The sequence below is a fragment of the Pseudomonas sp. EGD-AK9 genome, assembly GCF_000465935.2.
In the GTDB taxonomy this organism is placed as follows: Bacteria; Pseudomonadota; Gammaproteobacteria; order Pseudomonadales; family Pseudomonadaceae; genus Aquipseudomonas.
Genome location: NZ_AVOF01000262.1, coordinates 1 through 4,535 on the forward strand (window position 1 = coordinate 1; position 4,535 = coordinate 4,535).

The following is a 4,535-nucleotide window of genomic DNA, read 5'->3' on the forward strand; positions in this document are numbered from 1 at the left end:
GTCGCCTGCCTGGCGCTGCGCGGCGCACAGCCGGCGCTGATGCTGCTGGCGCTGGCCACCGCCCTGGCGCTCTGGGCCGGGCAGCGCAGGCGCTATCGCCACAGCCTGGCGATGCTCGACGCGGAACGCGGCCGGGCCAAGATCGGCACGGTGCTGGGCATCGGCCTGGTGCAGGTGAGCCTGTGCGTGCTGGCGATAGAAGCGGCCCTGGCAGGCCGCTGAAAGGCAGGCGCGACGCCCCTGGCGGGGCGCCGCGTGCAGCTCAGGGGGTGACCAGATTGAAGTTCGACTTCGGCTGTTCCAGCCCGCCCAGCAGCTTGAACAGCTTCTGCCGCTCGCCGCTGACGACGATGGCGCCGTCTTTCGTCGCCTGGGCGAAGCTGGTCTGCTTGAGGGCGATGCGATCGAGCAGCGCCTTGCTCATGCTCAGCTCGATATCCGCCTGGGCATGGCGTGCGCCGCTGCGGTGGGTGAGCACGCCGTGGCGCAGGGTCAGGGCGTGCTCCTGCTCCAGGTCGGTGAAGCGCCAGTTGATCCGCAGGTCCTCGTCGGCTGCCTTGAGCGCATCGATGCGCACCGCCAGGTAGTCGAAGAACATGCTCGGGGTCAGCGCGCGCACCATGTCCGGCGCGCCGTTGCCCGCTCGCAGGGGATTGACGCCCTGGCGCAGTTCCTGGGCGCCGCTGAGGTAGATGTTGCGCCAGGTGGCGTTCTCGCTCTGGTAGCCGAGCTGCTCCAGGGTGTCGGCCTGCAGCTCCAGGGCGGCGCGGTTGTCCGGTTCGGCGAACACCAGGTGATTGAGCAGTTGCGCGCTCCAGCGGTAGTCGCCGGCGGCGAAGGCCTGGCGGGCGGTGTCCAACACCGCCGCGGCGCCGCCCATGGCCGCCACGTAGCGCCGGCCCGCGGCTTCCGGCGGCAGCGGGTCGAGGTTGGCCGGGTTGCCGTCGTAGAAGCCCATGTAGCGCTGGTACACGGCGCGCACGTTGTGGCTCAGCGAGCCGTAGTAGTCGCGGCTGTACCACTTGCTGGCCAGGCGCGGCGGCAGGCTCTGCAGCTGCTCGGCGATCTCGGTGGCGGTCAGCCCCTGGTTGATCAGGCGCAGCGTCTGGCTATCGAGAAAGGCGTACATGTCGCGCTGGTCGGCCAGGTACTCGCGAATCCTTTCGCCACCCCAGGTCGGCCAGTGATGCTGGGCGAACAGCACCTCGGCCTCGTCGCCATAGCGCGCCAGCGACTCGCCCAGGTAGTGCGACCAGATCTTCGGATCGCGCACCAGCGCGCCGCGCAGGGTCAGCACGTTGTGCTGGGTGTGGGTGGCGTTCTCGGCCATGCACAGGGTCTTGAACTGCGGGAAGTACAGGTTCATCTCCGCCGGCGCCTCGGTGCCGGGGGTGAGCTGGAATTCGATCTCGACGCCGTCGATGCGGCGGGTCTCCAGCGGCTGGGCGATCAGCTCGCTGGGCGCGATCAGGGTCACCGTGGCATTGACCGGGGTGCTCTTGCCCAGGCCGGCATCCACCTGTCCGCGCTCGCCGCGCGGCAGCAGCGAGCCGTACATGTACTGCGCGCGGCGCATCATCGCCGGCCCGGCCAGTACGTTCTCGCTGACCGCGTGCTCGTAGAAGCCCTCCGGCGCGATCACCCGCACCTTGCCGGCCTTGACGTCGGCCTCGTCGATCACCCCGCGCACGCCGCCGAAATGGTCGACGTGCGAATGGCTGTAGATCACCGCCCGCACCGGCTTGCGCGGGCGGTGCCGGTAATACAGCTCGAGCCCGGCGCGGGCGGTCTCGGCGCTGATCAGCGGGTCGATCAGGATCAGCCCGCTGTCGCCCTCGATGATGGTCATGTTGGACAGGTCCATGCCGCGAATCTGGTAGATGCGTTCGCGCACCTCGAACAGGCCGGCGATGTTGTTCAACTGCGCCATGCGCCACAGGCTGGGGTTGACGCTGGCCGGCGCAGCGTTGCCGTCGAGGAAGTTGTAGGCCATGCGGTCCCACACCACCTGGCCCTTGGCGTTCTCGACGCGGCCGGCGAAGGCCTCGATCAGACCGCGCCGGGCATCCGCGAAGCTGGTCTGGTCCTCGAACGGCAGGCGTTGCAGCCAGGCCTGGTTGAGCGTGCGGGTGCTGTCGCTGGCCGGCTTGGCCGTCGCCGCGTCGGCCTGCACCGCGGCGGAAAAAACGAGCGCCAGGGCGAGGGCGCTGAGGCGGAAAGTAGTCATGGGAAGTCCCGTGCTGTTCTTGTTGGAGTCGGTCGCGCCCGACTCTAGGGCGGCCTCGGCGCCCGCGCCAATATCAGAGGCGCATGCCTGCCATAACACCCTGCAATGGCTCGCCCCCGGGCGGCGAACGTCAGCGGCGCCGTTGCAGGCCGCGGCCTCGTTCGACATAGGCGGCGAATTCCGCGTCCGGCACCATGCTGCCGCCGGTTCCCCAGATCAGGTGCGTGGCGTTCGCCAGCTGCGTCGCGGCGACGCCGATGCGGTCGAGGTAGGCGTCGGCGCCCAGCACCCTGAGCATCCCCGGCGCCCCCGCCAGGGCCGAGGGCTCCAGGCGCACCCGCTCCTCCTGATGGGCGATGGCCAGGAGCCGGTACAGCTCCTCGTCCGTGACCGTGTAGTAGCCGTCGATCAGCCGCTGCATCGCCCTGCCGACGAAGCCGGAGGGCCGGCCCACCGCCAGGCCGTCGGCCGCGGTGAGGTTGTCGATGCCGAAGTCCTGGACGCTGACCGCGTCGTGCAGCCCGGTGTACACCCCCAGCAGCATGCAGGGCGAATGGGTCGGCTCGGCGAAGATGCAGTGCACGGCATCGCCGAACACCAGCTTGAGGCCGAAGGCGACGCCGCCGGGGCCACCGCCGACGCCACAGGGCAGGTAGACGAACAGCGGATGATCGCCATCGACCACCACCCCGGCCTCGGCGAACTGCCGCTCCAGGCGCTCCGCGGCGACGGCATAGCCGAGAAACAGCTGCGGCGAGTTCTCGTCGTCGACGAAATAGCAGCTCGGGTCGGCCGCGGCCTGGCGGCGGCCCTGCTCCACCGCGACGCTGTAGTCCGCTGCGTACTCGACCACCGTCACGCCATTGGCCCGCAGCTTGTCCTTCTTCCATTGCCGCGCATCCGACGACATGTGCACGCAGGCCTGAAAGCCGAGCTTGGCGCTGATGATGCCGATCGACAGGCCGAGGTTGCCGGTGGAGCCCACCGCCACCTTGTAGCGGCCGAAGAACTGCCGCGCGGCAGCGCTGGCCAGGGCCTCGTAGTTGTCGTCGAGGCGAATCAGGCCGGCCTGCAGGGCCAGATCCTCGGCGTGTTTGAGCACCTCGTGGATGCCGCCGCGCGCCTTGATCGATCCGGATATGGGCAGTTCGCTGTCCAGCTTGAGCCACAGCGAGCCGCTGCCGGGCAGGCCGGCCTCGTCCAGCAGCCGCTGGTGCAGCCTGGGCAGCGGCCGGATGGCCGACTCGATGATCCCGCCGCTGGCGGCGGTTTGCGGAAATACCTTGGCCAGGTAGGGAGCGAAGCGCTGCAGCCGCGCGCTGGCCCGGGCGACATCCTCCGCGCCCAGCCCCACGTCGGCCAGGGCCTCGGCGACCGGCGCGCTGGCCGGGTTGAACCAGGCGGTTTCGCGCAGCGCGACCAGCTCCTTGAGCAGCGGGTGACTGGCGTACCAGGCAGCGAGGGTTTTGCCGTGGATCATCGTTGTTCCTGTCGACATCGTCTGCGCGACAAAAAGGCGCCGCGCACCTGGCGAGCTTATGGCGCAAATCCCGGCGCCGAGCAAGCCGATGGCACCCCACCGCCGTCACGCCTCCGTAGCCTTACGGATGGCAGCCCCCCGAGGCGGCTGGCATGATATCCGCCGTGAAGCCCCTGACCGACATCCGCACCCTGGTTCTCTGGCTGGCCCTGTTCGCTCCCGTGGCGGTCTGGATCGGCTGGCAGGAGCAGGCCGAGCGCTACGAGCGCTTCTTCCAGGACACCAGCATCGCGCAGCGCATGCTCAGCCAGAAGGTCGTCCAGCACGAAGCGGTACTGGCCACACTGAGCGCGCTGAGCCATCCGCCCAGTCCCGCCCAACTGCTGCCCAGTCTGCAGCCGGCCATGCCGCAGCTGCTGGGCCTGGGTTGCCTGCGCGGCGGCGCCTGGGAGGGCAGCGGCGCAGCTCCGGCGGGCATGCCTGGCGCGCAGGAACAGGCCCGCCAGCTGCAGCGCCCCGTCACCCTGGCGGTGGATCGGGAGCGTTATTGGCTGGTGGCCCCGTCGAGCTGGAGCCTGTTGCTGGATGCCCGGCGCTTTATTCCCGCCGGCGACTTTCCCCCGACGCTGGCCACCCTGACGCTGGACCTGGGCATGGGGCCGCTGACGCTGCTGGCGCGCCAGCCCGCTGGCGGCTCGCTGGGCGGCACCATGAGCCTGCACAAGCCCCTGGGCGCGGCCAGCCAGCCCTTTCCCCTGCACAGTTGGCGCAGGCTCACACCCAGCGACTGGCCCTGGAGCGAATGGCTGGCCTGGGGACGCCAGATCA

The 4,535-nt window shown here is 69.8% G+C and carries 2 protein-coding genes and 2 pseudogenes; 2 read left to right on the plus strand and 2 right to left on the minus strand.

Annotated elements, in window-relative coordinates; all coding sequences use genetic code 11:
- A pseudogene (locus N878_RS28975) lies at window positions 1-222 on the plus strand (hypothetical protein); the annotation flags it as partial.
- Between the two features lie 40 nt (window positions 223-262).
- Here N878_RS28975 and N878_RS13230 read toward each other — a convergent pair.
- A complete protein-coding gene (locus N878_RS13230) occupies window positions 263-2,227 on the minus strand; it encodes an alkyl/aryl-sulfatase (RefSeq protein ID WP_021444131.1) in 1,965 nt (654 codons plus the stop codon).
- A gap of 130 nt (window positions 2,228-2,357) precedes the next feature.
- Window positions 2,358-3,707 (minus strand): D-serine ammonia-lyase, encoded by a 1,350-nt coding sequence (gene dsdA, locus N878_RS13235; protein WP_021444132.1) that lies wholly within the window; start codon window positions 3,705-3,707, stop codon window positions 2,358-2,360.
- A gap of 164 nt (window positions 3,708-3,871) precedes the next feature.
- On the opposite strand from dsdA, the pseudogene N878_RS13240 reads away from it, so the two are divergent.
- Window positions 3,872-4,535, plus strand: a pseudogene (locus N878_RS13240) (sensor histidine kinase); the annotation flags it as partial.